The sequence below is a fragment of the Photobacterium halotolerans DSM 18316 genome (assembly GCF_000425165.1).
Taxonomy (GTDB): domain Bacteria; phylum Pseudomonadota; class Gammaproteobacteria; order Enterobacterales; family Vibrionaceae; genus Photobacterium; species Photobacterium halotolerans.
This window is the reverse complement of sequence record NZ_KE384320.1, coordinates 370,657-388,885: the sequence shown is the minus strand read 5'-3', so window position 1 is coordinate 388,885 and position 18,229 is coordinate 370,657. Positions and strand designations below refer to the sequence as shown.

The following is an 18,229-nucleotide window of genomic DNA, read 5'->3' as shown; positions in this document are numbered from 1 at the left end:
CCGGAGTTTTTTTATCCCTTTCATCACTGTAATACCACCTGGATTGCACCCGCAGCCAGCCTTTCTATGAGCAATTAGCTTCAGTCTTCAGGTTGCATCGATTCATGAATGCAAAAAAATGCGCAATTCGATTGAACTTTTGTTGACGTTGATAATAACAATAATTATCATTTGCGCCATTGTTATTAATGGAGTGTTGAAATGTTTCAGCAACAAGGAGATAGTGTGATTAAGTTAACTCGTTTGAACCGGGCTTTGTGTGTCGTAGGTATGGTCTCGTCATTCACGGCGATGGCAGAAGTGGCCAACAAAGAAGTGATGGTAGTGACAGCGAGTCAGACTGAACACCCTGAATTAACGGCTCCTGCTTCTGTGTCTTCTATCACGCGTGAAGAACTGGATAATCTGGTAGTGAATGATGTCGCCGAAGCGATTAAAAAGCTGCCGGGTATCAACATCAATCCAGGTACCTCATACGGCCGGAATGAAATCAAAATCCGCGGTCTGGGTGCAGACTACACCTTGCTGCTGATCAATGGTCGTCGCATTAACTCTCGTGACGGTCTGCTCAGCGCCTACGGCAACGACTTTGATCTGTCCAGTATTCCGATGTCAGCGGTTGAGCGTATCGAAGTGATCCGCGGCCCGATGTCATCCCTGTACGGTGCGGATGCACTGGGCGGCGTGGTGAACGTTATCCTGCGCAAACCCACGGAAGAAACGCAGGGCTCTGTCGGTTACCAGTTTGACGGCATCACCGAAGGCTCCGGCGGCGACACCAATAAGCTCAATGCGTATGTCAGTGGCGCCCTGATCCCTGACACCCTGCTGGGTAACCTGATCGTTGAAAAAAGCGATCGTGATGCCTGGCGCACGGATAAGTCTGTTAACCCGGATACCGATGTGCTGGAAGAGCGCGACGAGCTGAACCTGTACTCGAACCTGAAGTGGCTGGTGAACGAACAGCAGGATATCGATCTGGACCTGATCTACAGCAAAGATGACCGTGATGCCGACTGGAACAACTGGGGAACTGCGGCTAACAACGTGCAGGAGATGGAGCGTTATAACATCGCGCTGACCCACTACGGTTACTGGGCCAACTTTGATTCCCGCCTGCGCTACAACCTGGACATGTCTGAGCTGAGGGATGACTCCGAGCTCAACGGCGCGGTCGGTAATATCGATCAAACCAATAATACCGTTGATGGACAACTGTCCGGCTACCTGGGTGATCACTTGCTGACCGGTGGCGCGGAATACCGTGATACCAAGCTGAAGAATAACCTGACACTGAACACAGATTCTGTGAACTACAGTCAGGCAGCGGTTTACCTGCAGGATGAGTTCTCGCTGGGCAATCTGGCCCTGACCCTGAGCGGCCGTTATGACGATCACGAAGTGTACGGCGGTGAGTTCAGCCCGCGTGCCTATGCGGTTTATAAAATCAGCGACAGCTGGGTCGTAAAAGGTGGCGTCGGTAAAGCCTTCAAAGCGCCGAGCCTGAACCAGTACAGTGATTCTTACTCAGTACTGGCCTGCCGTGGTAAATGTAGCGTCGTCGGTAACCCGGATCTGAAAGCAGAAACCTCACTGAGCTATGAGCTGGGTACCAGCTATGAAGCGGATCGCTGGGGCGCTGGTCTGACATTGTTTCAGAACGACATTGACGACATGATTCAGGCCGAAAACTGGGACCGCGTCAGCACTGAGCTGAGCTATTTCAATGTGGCAGAAGCCGAAGTGAAAGGCGTGGAAACCATGGCCTGGGTGGATATCACAGACACTGTGAGCCTGTCGGCGAACTACATGTACACCAGTGCCGAAGATAAAGACACCAAAAAGGATCTGATCCTGTCGCCAAACCATACTGCCAATGTCCAGCTCGACTGGCAGGCGATGGACAACCTGTACGCGTACACTTCGTATCAGTACACAGGTTCTCAGTATGTCCGTTCAGGTCAGAAACTGTCGGCATACGGCACTATGGATCTGGGCGCCCGCTACGAAGCCATTGAGAATCTGAATCTCAAACTGGGTGTCACTAACCTGACCAACGAAGAGCGCGACGAAGCCGCGACAAAACTTGATTACATCCTGAAAGCCCGCAGCGTCTATGCCGGCGTGTCATACGACTTCTGATAACAACATCAGTCAGGACCACCTGACAGCAAAAGAGCCAATGTTCATTGGCTCTTTTTTCCCTGCAAAAGCAATGTGATGTCACTTTCTAACAATTAAAGCCCTAACGAATTAACACTCAATCAGCCAGTTTACGATGCGTCATAAGCTGCACATATTCTTGCGTAAAAAGGGAGTTGTGACATGCAACATACTCAAAGTGAGAATCCAATACTGAATCCGGTATTCTCACCGAATCATGATCTTTTCTTCTCGTCGGTGTACCGGACCGTCAGAGGTAAAGGGATTAGCCAAATTATCACCACACCAGCCATTCACGGTGAAGACAGCCAGAGTGAATTTCAGCAGGTCGTACAACAGAAATTCGCCGCAGAAAAAGCCAAAGGCGTTGACAACCCCATTCTGATCGGCTCGATCCCGTTTGATGTTTCCGAACCCTCCTGCCTGTATATTCCCGAATCTGTCGAAGTGACCGAGCACAAACCGGACACCTTTGGCGAGTTCAGCGGGATGTCAGCCAGCAAGCCTTTGCAGGTGTTAGCCAAGCGCAGTGAACCGGAAGAGTCTGTGTTCAAGCATGCCGTCGCGCAGGCGGTGGAAAAATTTCAGCGCACCCAACTGGAAAAAGCCGTGTTGTCACGGGTGCTCAACATTGAGCTGAGCGATGACATATCAGCCGGTGATATTCTGGCCCGGCTGATCAAGCAAAACCCGACCGGCTTTCATTTCGCCATTCCGCAACAGGATCAGTCGGTGTTACTGGGCGCCAGCCCTGAGCTGCTGATCCGTCAGGAAGGGCGGCATATTCTGTCCAATCCGCTGGCGGGCTCGGCGAAGCGTCAGGCCAGTGCGGACGCCGATCGGCAGGTCAGCGAAGCGCTGCTGCAATCGGTCAAAGACAGGTATGAACACCGTCTGGTGATCGATGAGATTGCCCAGCAACTCAGGCCTTACTGCCGCGAGCTGGATGTACCTGCCGGTCCGTCTTTGATCAACACCCCGACCATGTGGCATCTGTCGACCCGGATCGAAGGCCAGCTCAACACGCCGGAAAATCAAACGGCGCAGTCAGAAACGTCAGCTTATAACGTGCTGCAGCTGGCGTGCCTGCTGCACCCAACCCCTGCGGTCTGCGGCTTTCCGTTCAACCTGTCACGTGATGCAATCAAAGAGCTGGAAGGCTACGAGCGCGGCATGTTTACCGGCATGGTGGGCTGGTGCGATTCTCAGGGCAATGGCGAATGGGCGGTCACTATCCGCTGCGGTAAAGTGCGCGAGAAATCCGTTCGCTTGTTTGCCGGGGCCGGTATTGTCGATGCCTCCTGCCCACAGGCCGAATGGGCGGAAACCGAAGCCAAGCTGGGCACTATGCTCAACGCCTTCGGGCTGGGCGAGCAGGGGGTAGCATGAGTATTGCCTTTACGCCCTGGCCGTCGGCGTTTGCCGACCAGTACCGCCGGAAAGGCTATTGGACCGATGTGCCGATGACCGACATCCTGACGCGCCACCTGGAAGAACGAGGCGATCACCGGGCGCTGATGTGCGGTGAACGCAGCTGGACCTATCGCCAGCTTGAGCAGGATGCCGAGCGGCTGGCGGCATCCCTGCTGCGACTGGGGGTGAAACCCGGTGAGACCGCACTGGTGCATCTGCCCAATGTGGCAGAGTTCTACATTGTTTTCTTTGCTCTGATGAAACTGGGCGTGGTGCCGGTGAATGCCTTGTTCAGCCATAACTGGCATGAACTGACCGCCTATGCCGAGCAGATCCGGCCGACACTGGCGATCGTCTCGGCCCGCCACAGTTTATTTGCGGACGGTGAGTTTGCGCAGGCGCTGAGCCGGCAGGTGCCTTCACTCAGGCACTGGCTGGTCGACGGCGATGCCGGTTTCGGCGACTCGTTAGCCGCGGCTATAGCAGCAGGCACACCGGCGCAGAGCCGCGCTCTTAATGCTCAGGCCGCCGAGGATCTGAGCTGGCCGGATCTGTCGGCCTCTGAGGTGGCTTTTTTTCAGCTGTCCGGCGGCAGTACCGGCACCCCGAAACTGATCCCCCGTACCCATAATGACTATTACTACAGTGTGCGCGCCAGTGCAGAGATCTGCCAGCTGGATAGCGACACCGTCTTCCTGTGCGCGTTACCGGCGCCGCATAACTTTACTCTGAGCTCACCGGGCGCGCTGGGTGTGTTTTACGCCGGTGGTGCTGTGGTGCTGGCGGCAGAGCCCAGCCCGATGACCTGTTTCCCGCTGATCCAGCGCCATCAGGTCACCATGACCTCTCTGGTACCACCGGCTGTCACGCTGTGGCTGCAGGCGGCCGCGGATGATCGCTCGGTGCTGGACAGCCTGCAGTGGCTGCAGGTCGGCGGCGCCCGGCTCGGGGAAAGCCTTGCCCGCCGTATTGGGCCCGAACTGGGCTGCGGCTTGCAGCAGGTGTTCGGCATGGCCGAAGGCCTGGTCAACTACACCCGCTTTGACGACAGCGAGTGGCATGTGCTGAACACCCAGGGACGCCCGATCAGCGACGATGACGAAGTGCGGATCGTGGATGAAGACGGCCAGGATGTCCCGCGCGGCACCCCCGGCGCCCTGCTGACCCGCGGTCCTTATACTTTCCGTGGCTATTACAACAGCCCGGAACACAATCGCGTCGCGTTTGATCAGGACGGTTTCTACCGCTCCGGCGATGTGGTGGTGATGACCGAAGACGGCTACCTGATGGTGGTCGGCCGCGACAAAGATCAGATCAACCGCGGCGGCGAAAAAGTGGCGGCGGAAGAGATTGAAAACCAGCTGCTGGCCCTGCCGGAAATCACGCAGGCGGCGCTGGTTGCCATGCCCGACGACGTGATGGGCGAAAAAAGCTGCGCCTTCATTGTCACCACGAATCCCAAGCTGAAAACCCTCAGTATCCGAAAGCACCTGCGGACGTGCGGCATCGCCGACTACAAGTTGCCGGACCGGATCGAGAAAGTTGACGCCTTACCCATGACGCATGTCGGCAAAATTGACAAAAAAGCCCTGCGTCAGCTTATTGCCAACCAGATTCAAGCCCAGTCACAGCCTCAGCCAGAAAAGGACGTTTTATCATGACTATTCCAGCATTACCGACTTATACCATGCCTGCTGCCGAGGCCTTTCCTGCCAACAAAGTGTCGTGGGCCTTTGAGCCGCAAAAAGCGGCGTTTCTGATCCACGACATGCAGGAATATTTTGTCAGTTTCTATGAGCGTGACAGCGCCCTGATGCAGACCCTGCTCAGCAATCTGGTGGCCCTGAAAGCCTTCTGTAAAGCCAGCGGTATTCCGGTGATCTACACCGCCCAGCCTAAAGAGCAGAACATGGCAGACCGTGCCTTGCTGAACGACATGTGGGGACCGGGCCTGAACAAATCCCCTGAGCTGCAACAAGTGGTTGCGGCGCTGGCACCGGAGGAGGGCGATACCGTGCTCGACAAATGGCGTTATTCGGCGTTTCAGCGCTCGCCGCTGGAACACATGCTCAAAGAGCTGGGCCGTGATCAGCTGTTGATCGGCGGCATTTACGGCCACATTGGCTGCCTGATGACGGCAGTGGACGCCTTTATGCGCGACATCAAGCCTTTCATGATCGGTGATGCGATTGCCGATTTCTCGCTCGAAGAGCATGAAATGGCGCTCAGGTATGTCGCCGGTCGTGCCGGGATGGTGGTATCGACCGCTGCGCTGATCGGCACTGCTCAGCAGGCTGGCTCACAGCACAGCGAGTTGCCGGAAGTGCTGACCCGCAGCGGCCTGCTGGCGCGCATTGCCAGACTGGTCGAAGAAGAGGAAGACGAGTTTGATCCGGAGGAGAACCTGATCGACTACGGCCTGGATTCGGTGCAGATCATGTCATTGATCACCGAATGGCGTAAGCACGGGGTGGTGATGAATTTTGTTCAGCTGGCAGAAACCCCTACTTTCAACCACTGGTGGGGCTTACTGGAACAAGCGCTGGACAATGTGAACAAGGAGGTGCAGGGATGACAGCACTCAATACTGCTCAGCACGGGCTGTGGCTGGGGCACACCCTCAACGAAGACAAGGCACTGTTTAATACCGCCGAATGTATTGTGTTTGACGGCAAAGTGGATGCCGGCAAACTGGAGATTGCTGTGCGCCAGGCGGTGGCGGAAAGCGAGTGCCTGTCCTGTTACTACCGCAGCGAGAACGAGCAGCCTTACCGGGTTGCGGCCGATGAGCCTGTGGCGTTTGCGGTGGTGGATCTCGAACCGTGCGGCGGACAGGACGCCGAGCTCGCGGCAGTGCGCCGCTGGGCCGAACAGGATATGACACTGGCGTTCGATCTTGAACAGCAGTTGCCCGGCCGCTTTGCCCTGCTTCGCGGCGGGCAGCAGGACTATCTCTATAACTGCGTCCACCATATTGCGCTGGATGGCTTCGGCACCACCCTGGTCTTCCAGCGGATCGCCGAGATTTATTCCCTGCTGGTACAGGGTGTGCCGGTCACGCCGTCGCCGTTTGGATCGTTTCAGGCGGTGCTGGATGAAGATCAGCAGCGTCGCGACTCAGGCGCCTATGACAAAGCCCGCCAGTTCTGGCTCGAGACCCTGGCCGGCAATACCGCTCCTTCATCGTACAGCCGCGATGTGGCGCCGATTGCGGCCCGCTTTCACCGCCAGAGCAGCACCTTCAGCGACAGCCTCTGGCAGCAGTGCCAGAGTCTGGCCGAACAGCATCAGCTGACCTGGGTCGATGTTTTCCTCGCTGCGCTCTGCACCCATCTGCGTCACTACAGTGATACCGAGCAGGTGGTGCTGGGGATGATGGTGATGAACCGTCTGGGCTCTAAATCGCTGACCGTACCAAGCATGCAGATGAACATAGTGCCGCTGGTGGTCGAGGTGTGCGGCGGCGACGATCTGCTGAGTGTGGCGCGCAAAGTGGCGGCGCACAAAAAGAAAATGCGCCGTTTCCAGCACTACCGCTATGAAGATCTGCGCCGTGATCTGAACCGGGTCGGCGGCAGTCAGCGTCTGTATGGCGCACTGATCAATATCATGCCGTTCGATCATCCGTTGCAGTACGGTAACCTGGCGGCCAATACCCTGAATCTCAGTGCCGGACCGGTGGAAGATCTGACCATCGAGCTGCACAGTAAATCAGAAGGGCTGCCGGTGGTGGACTTTGATGCCAACCCGGCGGTGTACGAGCAAGGCGAGCTGGCGAATCTGCAACAGGAGCTGCTGAGCCTGCTGGCGAACTGGTTAGCGGCTCCGGGCCAGAGCACAGACACTCTGCTGGGTGGCTTGCATGCCAAGGCGCGACTGAACGCTATGATTCAAGGTGAAAAACACGGGCAGACTGAAGTGACTTCAGTGCTGGCCGCGATCCGTCGCCATGCCGCTCAGCAGCCGGACACGATTGCGCTTGAGCAGGACGGCATGTCGCTGACCTATCAGAGCCTGATAGAAAAAGCCGATGCTGTTGCCAGCGCCTTGCTGGCACAGGGCGTTCAGCCGGGGGAAAAAGTCGGGGTGGCGCTGAGCCGCTCTCTGCCGTGTATCACCACTGTACTGGGTGTGATGCTGAGCGGCGCGGTCTACGTGCCGCTGGATCCTGAGCAGCCGGTTGAGCGTCAGAGCAGCATTGTCAGCCAGGCCGGGATTCGCATCCTGATCACTGAAGCCCAGCACCAGCATCGTCTGTCGGTGCTGCCGGTGACAATTCAGCTGGCCGGTCATCTGCATGCGGCGCCTGTGGCTTTGCCGGATACGACAAGCTCGGATCTGGCCTACATCATGTTCACCTCCGGCTCGACCGGACAGCCAAAAGGCGTGGCTATCAGCCACCATGCGATGAATCACTTCGTGGCCGCCGCTGCCACCCGATATGGCATCAACGCGAGCGATCGGGTGTTGCAGTTTGCGCCGTTTAACTTCGATGCCAGCATTGAAGAAATCTTCGTCACCTTAAGTCAGGGCGCTACGCTGGTACTGCGAACCGACGCCATGCTCGAGTCGATGGCCACCTTCTCTGATTCAGTCGCCGCCGCCGGGATCAGCCTGCTGGATCTGCCGACAGCGTTCTGGAACGAATGGGTGGTCAGCCTGCAGGCGGGCACAGCTACGCTGCCGAACACGCTTAAAGGCGTGATTATCGGCGGTGAAGCCGTGTACCCCGAGCCGCTGGCCCAGTGGCAGAAAGTGGTTGAGCAGGCCGGTATCGCGAACGGCGTGCGTCTGTTTAACACTTATGGCCCGACGGAAACCACAGTGGTGGCTACCTGCAGCGAGTTGCAGGATTTTCACGGTCAGCACAGCCAGTTACCGATTGGCCTGCCGCTGCCCGGGGTTGAAGTTCTGGTGCTGGATGCGCAGTCCCGTCCGGCGAGCACAGGTGAGCTGGTTATTCTGGGCGACACTCTGGCGGACGGTTATCTGGGACAGACCCATCCGGCCTTTACCAGCCTGCAGGTGGGCGATGAACAGCGCCGGGCTTATCGCACCGGCGATCGGGTCACTCTGACAGATGGTCAGCTGATTTATCTGGGACGGATCGATAACGAGTTCAAAATCAGTGGTTACCGCATTCAGCCGGGTGAAGTGGAATCCCATCTGCTGGCTCTGGACGGGGTGGACGAAGCCTGCGTACAGGGCATGGTGTTCGACAACGGTATCCGCCGTCTGGTGGCCTTTGTCGCTGGCGAACAGCACGAAAGTCTTGATGCCCTGAGCATCAAGAAAGTGCTGCAGGCCAGCCTGCCTCCGGCCATGATCCCGACCGATTTCCGCTTTTTTGCCAGCCTGCCGAAAACCGGCAGCAACAAGGTGGATCGCAAAGCCCTGGTGGCCGGTTATCAGAATGACAGCGCTGAGCAGGTGCTGGCGAGCGAAACCGAAAGCCGGGTCGGCACTGTCTGGCAGCAGATCCTCGGGGTCAGCGCGATTCAGTCGCAGGACAATTTCTTTGAGCTAGGCGGACAGTCCTTGCAGACCATTCAGATTGTGAATCGTCTGGGCGCGGAGTTTGACGTCAGCATCAAGGTGTCCGATGTGTTTGACCGCCCGGTGCTGAGTGATTTCTGCCGCTATCTCGATGAGATGCAGCAACAGAGCGAAGACGAAGTGGAGATGGTGTGGTGATGGCAGCGCAGCAGCAAACAGCAATGACCTTCAGCGGCCAGTTCGAGAACAAAGTGGTCTGGGTGACCGGTGCCGCTCGTGGTATCGGGCACGCGGTCGCCATGAGCTTCCACCAGCTGGGCGCTCAGGTTATTGGTCTGGATATAGATTTCAGCGCCGCGCGTGAAGCGGGCACTGAATACCCGTTTGCCACCTATGAGGTGGATATCAGCAACCCGGAGGCGGTCAGGCAGGTGGCACAACGCATTCTGGCTGATGTGCCCGTGATTGATGTGCTGGCGAATGTCGCCGGGATTTTGCGGATGGGCCAGACCGAAGAGCTGTCCGTGGATGACTGGCACACCTGTATCAACGTCAATGCGTCCGGGGTGTTTTACCTGCTGCAGCAGGTGATCCCTGTGTTTAAGCAGCAGCGTCACGGCGCTGTGGTGACGGTCAGCTCTAATGCGGCGCACGTTCCGCGTCAGCACATGACCGCTTATTGCGCGTCCAAGGCGGCGCTGAGCAGCCTGGCCAATTGCGCTGCCCTGGAGCTGGCACCTTATGGCGTGCGCTGCAACCTGGTGTCACCGGGCTCGACCGATACCCAGATGCAGCGTTCACTGTGGCACAGCGAGGATGCCGAGCAGCGCACCATTGCCGGTTTCCCCGAGCAGTTCAAGCTGGGCATTCCGCTCGGCAAAATCGCTCAGCCACAGGAAATCGCTCAGGTTGTGGTGTTCCTGGCCTCCGATCTGGCCAGCCATGTCACCATGCAGGACATAGTGGTGGACGGCGGGGCCATTCTCAACGCCTGAGCAGGCGCCCAACAGTGAAACAGGAAAACACAATGACAGACATGATTTCATTTTTGGCGGATCTTGAGCGCAAAGGCGTCCGGCTGGCACTGAACGAGAAAGGTCAGCTGATTTCTCAGTGCAGCAAGCAGGCACTGACGCCGGAAATCGGACAGCAGATCCGCGACAACAAAGACGCCATCATCCGTTGCCTGAGCGCCCGTCAGGCCTATGAGCAACCCATTCCGGTACAACAGGCGGCCTCCGGGCCGCTTTCTTTCTCGCAAAGCGGCCTGTGGTTCATTGAGCAATACGAAGACAACTCGCATTTGTACAACATGCCGGTGCATTTTCGTCTGACCGGCAAGCTGGATGTCGGCGCGCTGGAATACGCTTTCTCGGCACTGGCGCAAAAACATGCCAGCCTGCGAACCCGCTTTCTGCGCAACAGCCAGGGCAAAGGCGAGCAGCATATTGCGCCGCAGACCGGGCTGACGGTTGTGCACCATGACTTGTCCCATCTCGACAAAGCCGCGCGCGAGCAGGCACTGCTGAAAATGGTCGAGGAAGACATTTACCGGCCGTTTGATCTGGAACAGGGCGGGCTGACCCGGGTTGAACTGGTCAGGCTGGGAGAGGAAGAGCATCTGCTGATGCTGACCCAGCATCACATTATTTCAGATGGCTGGTCGGTAAAAAACATGTTTGCCGATTTCAAGCAGGCGTTTCTGGCCTATCAGAATAATCAGCAGCAGCCGGTGAAACCGACAGCCGTCAACTATATCGATTACGCCCACTGGCTCAACTCCCCGGCTTTTCGTGACTATCATGAAGAGTTTCGTCCGTTCTGGGTTGAGCGCCTGAAAGGCATCCCGGAAGTGCATGCGCTGCCGCTGGATAAACCGCGTCCGGCCAGCCACAACAATGACGGTGCGCTGGTGTTCTCTGCCATCTCCCTGCCGAAGTGGCAGCAGTTCCAGCGTTTGTGTCAGCAGAACAGCTGCTCTTATTTTATCGGCCTGCATGCGGTGTTCTCGCTGCTGATGGCCCGTCTGGGCGGCGATAACGACGTGGTGATCGGGACACCGCTGGCCTACCGTGAGCGCGCCGATATCGAAGATGTGGTGGGCTTTTTCGTCAATACCATAGTGCTGCGCACTCAGCTTGATGAGCACCTGAGCTTTGCCGACTATCTGCGTTACTGCCGTGAGCAGGATCTGGCGGCGTTTGATCATCAGCTGTTCCGCTTTGAATCGCTGAGCGAAGCGATCGGGGCCGATCGGACCACAGCCCTGAACCCGATCTTCCAGATCATGCTGGTCTATCAGGCCAAGGTAGATTTTAACGATCTGATCCCCGGCTGTGGCGCGGTGGAAGAGCCCTCGCCGGTACTGCCGGCAAAAACCGACCTGTCGCTGAAAGTCACCGAGCTGGTGGACGGCGTCCGGCTGGAATGGCTCTACAGCAAAGGGGTGTTTGAACACCAGACCGTGGCCCGCTTTGCAGACATGTTCCTGAAATTGCTGGACGGCATTCTGGCCGCGCCTCTCGCCAATGTGATGCAGTTGCCTGTGGTGGATGAAGCGCATCAGGCCAGCATCGCTCAGGCACTGGCAGGTTTGCCGGCCCGCGCCGATGCCCCGCTGCTGATCCATCAGCAGGTGAGCCGTCATGCGGCAGAGTGTCCGGCTCAGCCGGCCGTGACCGGATTCGACCGGACCCTGAGCTATCAGGAGCTGGAGCAGGCGGCGAACCGGCTGGCGCATTATTTACTGACTCAGCAGTCGCACAGCGAACCTCAGCCCGCGGAGCACAAAATTGGCGTGGTCGCCAGCCGGACCACTCAGTATGCGGTGGCGGCACTGGCGGCCTGGAAAGCCGGTATGAGCTATGTCCCGCTCGATCCTGCCTATCCGACTGCCAGGCTGCAGCACTTGGTCGATGACGCGCAACTGACCCTGATCATTGCCCCGGACGCGCAGTTTGCTGAGTCCCATGGCGCGCTGACAGGGGGCAAAGTGATTAATGTCACAGAGACTTTCATGGCTGAGCAGCTGTCATTGCTGCCCGAGACCCCGCCTGCCGTGACGGTCAGCGCGGACGATCTGGCCTATGTGATTTATACCTCGGGCTCGACCGGTCTGCCGAAAGGGGTGGAAGTCGAGCACGGCGCGTTTGTTAATGTGCTGACCGACCATACTGCCCGCTTGGCGCTGAGCGCAGACAGCGTGATGTTTAACCCTATGTCGCTGGCTTTTGATGCCGGTAACATGACAGCCATTCTGCCCTTGTTTGCCGGATCGCAGCTGGTGCTCGGCGAGCCGGATGACACTTTGCTCGATCAGGCCGAGGCGCACGGCGCCACGCATATGATCAGCTCGACTGCGCTGTTTGCCGCTATGGCACCGCGACCGCTGAGCTCGCTCAACACAGTCGCGTTTGGCGGCGAAGCGTGCCCGGCCACCCTGGCAGCCAGCTGGCAGGGCAGATTGCGTCTGCTCAATATGTATGGCCCGACTGAATTTACCGTCACTGCGCTGGTCAAAGAACTGCAACCGGGTGAACCGGTGACCATCGGCCATCCGGTCGATAATACCCAGGCGCTGATCCTCGATGCGCAGGGCCAGCTGTGCCCTGTGGGGGTTGCGGGTGAGCTGTGTCTGGCTGGTCTGGGTCTGGCCCGGGGCTACCTGAACCAGCCCGAGCTGACGGCCAGCGTCTTTGTGACGCTGGAAATTGCCGGGCAGAGCGTGCGCTGTTATCGCACCGGTGATAAGGCGCGCTGGCTCAATAACGGCGAGGTGGAATACCTGGGACGGATGGATCAGCAGGTCAAACTGCGCGGTTACCGGATTGAGCTGGCCGAGATTGAAAGCCAGATTGCCAAAGTGGCGCCGCAGCTGCATCAGGTGCGGGTGATCGTCGCCGGAGAAGGGGCACAGCGTCAGCTGGTGGCTTATGCCACCGCGGAAACCTCATCTGTGGTGGCTCAGCAGCAGCCGGAGCCGGGCCAGATTTTGTCCGCCGCGGCCCGCATTCTGCCGGAATACATGGTGCCGGCAGAGCTGATTGTGCTCGATGAGCTGCCGCTGACCGTCAACGGTAAGCTGGATATCAGCCGCCTGCCGGCCCGTCAGCGGGTGACGGGGGAAGGTGCTCAGCCGGAAACGGAGACGGAAGCCCAGGTGCTGGCGATCTGGCGCGAGGTGCTCAATACCGAGCTGGGCGTGGAAGATGATTTCTTCCGCCTCGGTGGCGACTCAATCCTGAGTATCCAGCTCAACACCCGTCTGCGTGATGCCGGTTTTGCCTGTACCGTCAAAGATGTGTTTGAAGCCAAGACGGTACGTAAACTGTGCCGCACCCTGGCTGCGCATGCTGAGACGGAGCGGGCGGTCGATGCTGAGCAGGGCCAGTTGTCCGGCACCTTTGATTTGCATCCGATCCAGCGCTGGTTCGATGCCCAGCCTTTCGCCCGCCCGGCGCACTGGAATCAGGCGGTGGTGCTGGCGATTCCGGATCTGGATACGGCCCGCCTGACGGACATTATGAGCCGCTTGCTGGCCCATCATGACGCCCTGCGTCTGCGGGTCACGGAAGAGGATGGCGTGCGCCGTCAGCGTTATCAGGCCTCTGTCACTGTGCCTGAGCTGACAGAGCTGGATGCGGCCGCCATGACGCAAGATGAGCTTTATGATGCCCTGACCGCGCTGCAGTCGCAGTTTGATCTCGAGCACGGGCCGGTCATGGCCTGGGCGCGGATCCGTCATCTGCCGGGTGAAGAGGGCGCGGCGTCTCAGACCGGTCTGTTTGTGGCATTGCACCACTGGGTGGTGGATGCGGTGTCCTGGCGGATCCTGGCTGACGATCTGCAGCGGCTGTCGCAAGGGCTGCCGCTGGCAGATAAAACCTCCAGTTACCGTCAGTGGGGCGAGGCGCTGAAGGACTATGCCGATAATCATCCGGCGCAGTTTGACTACTGGTACAGTCAGCTCGAGAGCGCCCGTAATGGCGCTGGCAGTGCGCTGCCTGCCACCCGCAATACAGACAAAGACGGTAACGTCATTCCGAGTCAGGCCATGCTGCAGCTGGATCAGGCACAGACCGACCGTCTGGTGGGTCCGGCCAATACCGCCTTCAGCACTGAGGTGCGTGACCTGCTGCTGTCGGCCCTGAGCGTGACGCTCAAGGCGCTGGGCTGGGGTGAGCAGTCAACCGTGATGCTCGAAGGCCATGGCCGGGAAGAGATTGGCGAACAGCTGGATGTCAGTCGCACCGTGGGCTGGTTTACCAGTACCTATCCATGCACTGTCGCTGTGCAGCCGTCACTGGCAGAGACCATCAAACAAGCCAAAGAAGCCCTGCGTCAGATCCCGGATAACGGTGTTGGTTTCAATGCCCTGCGCTGCTATCACCCTCAGGGTGAGCAACTGACCTTCTCGCCGGTTGTCTTTAACTATCTCGGCCGTCAGACCCAGAAGCAGGGTCAGCAGGCCGAACTGTGGCATCCTTTGCCTGTGATTCCGGGGCAGACCGCTTCGCCGCTGAACCCGGGCGCGGAGCTGCTCAGTCTGCATGGCGGGATCTACGACGGCCAGCTGACGCTGCGTCAGGTCGGGGTGCTGGATCAGGCATTGAGCGAGCAGTTCATGACGGCGTTCAAAGCCAACCTGCTGACGCTGATCCACTACTGTGAGCAGCAGGCTGAATCGCACGGACGGCAGTCGACGCCATCGGATTATCCGCTGGTGAACCTGACGCAGCCGGAGCTGGACAGGCTGAGCGAGCGGTTTGAGATTGAAGCGCTGCTGCCGGCCTCGTCGCTGCAGCAAAGCATGTTTGCCCATCAGCAGCGTTGCCCGGACGATGAAGCCTATCTGCTGCAGACGCCGATCCGCTACCGTCAGCCGCTGGATCTGGCGCGTTACCAGCAGGCATGGCAAGCGGTTGTGGCCGCTTACCCGGCTTTGCGCACTGTGCTGAGCGGCCCTTATCGTGCCGGTAATCAGCTGATCCAGGTGGTACAGCGCCAGCTGGTACTGCCGTTTGAGGTGGTGGATCTGACCGGCGAGGACGATGCCGAGGCGCTGATCGCCGAATACTGCCAGTATGATCGGCAGCGCGGTATAGCGCTCGATGGCGATGCTTTACTGCGCGTGCGCTGCTTCCGTCTGGCCGACGAGGATGTTCGGGTGATCTTCAGCTGTCACCATGCTGTGATTGACGGCTGGAGCGGTCCGCGCCTGTTTGCGGCGCTGCATCAGGCCTATGAGGCGCTGGCAGATCATAATAGCGACGATCGGGCCGCCTTGCTGCCGGTTGATCAGGCCTATCTGGCCCATGCCGGTTATGCCGCCAGCAGCCAGCCTGAAACTGCTGCCTTCTGGGCAGGCAAAGCGCTGACAAACGTTCAGGCCGACGATTTAACTGTGCTGTTCGGGCCGGATTTCGCTTCATCACCGCTGCAGCAGCAGCCTGAAATCGTGAAAACGGTACTGAGCGCGCAAGCTCAGGCGACGCTGCAGCACTTTGCGCGTCAGGTCGGTGTGACCCACAGTACGGTGGCGCAGTTTGCCTGGCACCGTCTGGTTGCCCGCTTAAGCAGCCTGCCCGCCGGTAAGGCAACCACGATTGTCGGTAACGTGGTGCCGGGGCGTGATGCACCTGTGGCCGGTATTGCCGCCAGTGTCGGGCTGTATATCAACACCTTGCCGCTGATCATCCACTGGCAGAATGAGGCGTCGCTGGCCGAGCAACTGCTCGGGCTGCAGGGCGAGGCCATGGCGCTGAACCAGCATGCGACTCAGTCGCTGATGGCGTTGCAGGCCGGACGGGGCCGCCTGTTTGACAGCGTGTTTGTCTATGAGAACTACCCGCGCGCCGAGGCGGATGCCAATCGCCAGAGCGAGACGGCCGACGGGCGACTGCGTCCGGAGTTTGGCCCGGCGTTTGAAAAAGTGGAGATCCCGCTCAGTCTGGTGGTCAATGAAGTGGGCGGTCAGCTGTCGCTGCGCTTTGAATTTGATGGCGCGCAGGTCGATCCGTCCCGTGCCAGTGAGGTGCTGATGATGTGGCAGGAGGAACTGCTGCAGGTGATCGCCGCCGATCCTCAGCAGGTATTGCCGCTGATGCCGTTCGAAGGAGCGACTCAGACCCAGCCGTATCAGGAGGCGAAAGTCCGGCCTGTGCAAGATCACCCTGAGCGGGGCGTGATTGCAACTGAAATGGCTGAGCTGGTCAGTGAAGTCTGGCAACAGAGTATCCCGCTGCCAGTGACGCCGGATCATGACACCTGGCATCAGCCTTGGTGCGCGCTGGGGATAGATTCTCTGGCGGCCATTACGCTGGTACAGCGCCTGAATCATGCGCTGAATATGCATGATGTGTCGGCGGTAGGCGTCACGCAGCCTGTGACCTTAGCCTTTCTGTATCAGCATGCCACACCGGATGCGATGTGCCGGGCACTGAGTGCTGTCAGTTCAGAGCCGCTGGACCAGCAGTCCGAGCAGGAGGTGGCGGATGTCAGCAACTAATCATCGGGCTAAGCTCCGGGCTAAGTTCCGGGCAGAGACTGCGCCGGACTTAGCGCCTATGCTGGAGGCCGCCCTGATCGGGGCGGCCGAATCCGGTCGGGTGGCGATCGACTTTGGTGAGCAATACATCAGCTATCGTCAATTGCTGGCAGCAGTCAGCCGGGTTCAGCAGCAGATGAATCAGGCGGGGCTGCAGCCGGGCAATCGGGTGGGGATTCATGTCGAGCGCTCACCGGCACTGATCGCAACCTTGCTGGCCTGCCTGTTTTCCGGCGTGGCGTTTGTGCCGCTCGATCCGTTGTTTCCGGCCGGACGGCTGAGAGACATTGCTGATGAAGCGCAGTTGGATGCGGTGCTGGAGACGGGCAGGGATGACTCCGCACCAATCGGTTTTTGCTGCCCGGTGCTGTCTGTGGAACCTGAAGGCGCCGATCAGCCGCAAGCAGGCAATGCAGCGCCAATGAGTACGCTTTCGCTGCATCCGCACACCACGGCCTACATGATGTTCACCTCAGGCTCGACCGGCAAGCCGAAAGGGGTAGTGATCAGCCATCAGGCGCTGTCGACTTTTCTTTGTGCGGCGGTAGCCAGGCTGAATCTGGACGCCGGTTGCCACTGGCTGCTGATCACCACGATCGCCTTTGATATCTCGATGCTGGAGATTTTTGCGCCTTTACTGGTGGGCGGACGTTTGCGGCTGACCAGCAGCGAAGAGCATAAAGATCCCCATGCCGTTGCCGCCATCTTAGCGCGCTATCCCTTGGTCAATACCCTTCAGGCCACGCCGACTTTCTGGCGGATGCTGGTCAATACCGGCTGGCAGGGCCAGACCGGGCTGACCGCACTGACAGGCGGTGAAGCGCTGGATCGCGGACTGGCGCAGCAGTTGTTATCGCGCTGCGCGGTGCTGTGGAACTGCTATGGCCCGACGGAAGCGACTGTCTGGTCACTGATGGCTGAGGTGCAGCCGGATCAGCCGGTCACCATCGGCTGCAGCCTGGCCGGTTATGGGCATCTGGTGCTGGATGACAATGATCAGCCGGTTGCTGTGGGCCAGGAAGGGGAACTGTGTATTTACGGCGATGCGCTCAGTGACGGCTACTGGCAAAGAGTGGATCTGACTGAACGCCAGTTCATCACCCGCAGTGACGGCCTGCGCTATTACCGCACCGGTGATCACGTCCGGCGGCTGGCGGATGACCGCTATCAGTATTTTGGCCGCCTGGACGGTCAGGTCAAACTGCGAGGCTACCGGATCGAGCTGGGAGAAATTGAAGCGCGCCTGCGCGGGTTAGCCGCCGTCAGGGATGCCGCGGTCACACTGGAAGGAGAAGGCGAGCAGGCCATGCTGGTCGCGTATCTGGAACAGGGGGAGCGCAGCGAAGCCACTTCGTCTGAGATGACCCGCCTGCAACTGCGCAAGGCGCTTGCGGCCCATCTGCCCGGTTATATGATTCCGGGGCGTTTTGTCTGGCTGGCCCGCCTGCCGACAACCGCCAGCGGAAAAGTGGATCGCAAGCAGCTCGCTGCCGGTTAGTCCGGTCTGTTGCCACAACGAAAAAACCGCCTGATTGACGTCAGGCGGTTTTTTTTATCGCTGAACTTTTTATAGAAGCCGTTTTTATTGGCTGCGCTGTTTATGACAGCGCT

8 protein-coding genes are annotated in these 18,229 nt (G+C 58.8%); all 8 read left to right on the top strand.

The features are described 5' to 3' along the window. The first annotated feature begins 225 nt into the window (after window positions 1-225). Window positions 226-2,142 (top strand): TonB-dependent receptor domain-containing protein, encoded by a 1,917-nt coding sequence (locus tag H511_RS0114895; RefSeq protein WP_248616606.1) that lies wholly within the window; start codon window positions 226-228, stop codon window positions 2,140-2,142. Between the two features lie 183 nt (window positions 2,143-2,325). After that, window positions 2,326-3,552 (top strand): isochorismate synthase, encoded by a 1,227-nt coding sequence (locus H511_RS0114890; protein WP_027253018.1) that lies wholly within the window; start codon window positions 2,326-2,328, stop codon window positions 3,550-3,552. Then, window positions 3,549-5,237 carry a (2,3-dihydroxybenzoyl)adenylate synthase gene (locus H511_RS0114885; protein WP_027253017.1) on the top strand — a complete coding sequence of 563 codons (1,689 nt, stop codon included), beginning with the start codon at window positions 3,549-3,551 and terminating at the stop codon, window positions 5,235-5,237. Before H511_RS0114890 ends, H511_RS0114885 begins: the two co-directional genes overlap by 4 nt. Next, window positions 5,234-6,151, top strand: coding sequence for an isochorismatase (locus tag H511_RS23550; RefSeq protein ID WP_051288228.1), 918 nt, complete (start codon window positions 5,234-5,236; stop codon window positions 6,149-6,151). The genes H511_RS0114885 and H511_RS23550 overlap by 4 nt, the downstream gene beginning before the upstream one ends. After that, the gene (locus tag H511_RS0114875) at window positions 6,148-9,270 is read left to right on the top strand and encodes a non-ribosomal peptide synthetase (protein WP_027253016.1); all 3,123 of its coding nucleotides are present in this window, start codon (window positions 6,148-6,150) and stop codon (window positions 9,268-9,270) included. The genes H511_RS23550 and H511_RS0114875 overlap by 4 nt, the downstream gene beginning before the upstream one ends. Next, on the top strand, window positions 9,270-10,067 hold the full coding sequence (dhbA, locus tag H511_RS0114870; RefSeq protein ID WP_276324931.1) for a 2,3-dihydro-2,3-dihydroxybenzoate dehydrogenase: 798 nt from the start codon (window positions 9,270-9,272) through the stop codon (window positions 10,065-10,067). Before H511_RS0114875 ends, dhbA begins: the two co-directional genes overlap by 1 nt. A 32-nt stretch (window positions 10,068-10,099) precedes the next feature. Continuing rightward, on the top strand, window positions 10,100-16,579 hold the full coding sequence (locus H511_RS23545; RefSeq protein WP_081669293.1) for a non-ribosomal peptide synthetase: 6,480 nt from the start codon (window positions 10,100-10,102) through the stop codon (window positions 16,577-16,579). Continuing rightward, complete coding sequence (locus H511_RS23540) at window positions 16,566-18,116, top strand: amino acid adenylation domain-containing protein (RefSeq protein WP_051288226.1); 1,551 nt, start codon at window positions 16,566-16,568, stop codon at window positions 18,114-18,116. The genes H511_RS23545 and H511_RS23540 overlap by 14 nt, the downstream gene beginning before the upstream one ends. Window positions 18,117-18,229: the final 113 nt, after the last annotated feature.

Excerpts from the sequence above, each read along its gene's own strand:
- H511_RS23545 (WP_081669293.1), top strand. The coding sequence starts at position 10,100 with ATGACAGACATGATTTCATTTTTGGCGGATCTTGAGCGCAAAGGCGTC.
- H511_RS23540 (WP_051288226.1), top strand. The coding sequence starts at position 16,566 with ATGTCAGCAACTAATCATCGGGCTAAGCTCCGGGCTAAGTTCCGGGCA.
- H511_RS0114885 (WP_027253017.1), top strand. The coding sequence starts at position 3,549 with ATGAGTATTGCCTTTACGCCCTGGCCGTCGGCGTTTGCCGACCAGTAC.
- H511_RS23550 (WP_051288228.1), top strand. The coding sequence starts at position 5,234 with ATGACTATTCCAGCATTACCGACTTATACCATGCCTGCTGCCGAGGCC.
- H511_RS0114890 (WP_027253018.1), top strand. The coding sequence starts at position 2,326 with ATGCAACATACTCAAAGTGAGAATCCAATACTGAATCCGGTATTCTCA.
- dhbA (WP_276324931.1), top strand. The coding sequence starts at position 9,270 with ATGGCAGCGCAGCAGCAAACAGCAATGACCTTCAGCGGCCAGTTCGAG.
- H511_RS0114875 (WP_027253016.1), top strand. The coding sequence starts at position 6,148 with ATGACAGCACTCAATACTGCTCAGCACGGGCTGTGGCTGGGGCACACC.